Origin of the sequence: Pseudomonas sp. FSL R10-0399 (assembly GCF_009600165.1) — a bacterium.
GTDB classification, from domain to species: domain Bacteria; phylum Pseudomonadota; class Gammaproteobacteria; order Pseudomonadales; family Pseudomonadaceae; genus Aquipseudomonas; species Aquipseudomonas helleri.
This window is the reverse complement of the sequence record NZ_WIWK01000337.1, coordinates 1-278: the sequence shown is the minus strand read 5'-3', so window position 1 is coordinate 278 and position 278 is coordinate 1. Positions and strand designations below refer to the sequence as shown.

Sequence of the window (278 nt, the reverse complement as noted above, 5' to 3'; positions counted from 1 at the left end):
CGTCAACATCCCAGTTAGCAATCGACGTATTAGTCCTTGGTAACATATCGAGGACAATACGGTCACCAACACCATCATTTGAAGTAGGATGGTCAGGTCCAATAACCTGCATGTTCATTTCGGTAGTAACAGTAGCTGTTACAGCAGTAGCAGCAGTATGCTTGTACATTTCGTTGTTCTGGAAGTGTCCAGCGAAGACACCGCCAAGACCATACTTAAAAGTAACACCGCTAGTAGCTACACCACCAGCACCAGTTATATCAGTATAACTAATTAAC

The 278-nt window shown here is 43.5% G+C and carries 1 protein-coding gene; it reads right to left on the bottom strand.

Translation table 11 applies throughout. The features are described from left to right. The coding region (locus tag GHO41_RS30030) for a hypothetical protein (RefSeq protein WP_178126642.1) at window positions 1-278 on the bottom strand (278 nt) is incomplete at both ends.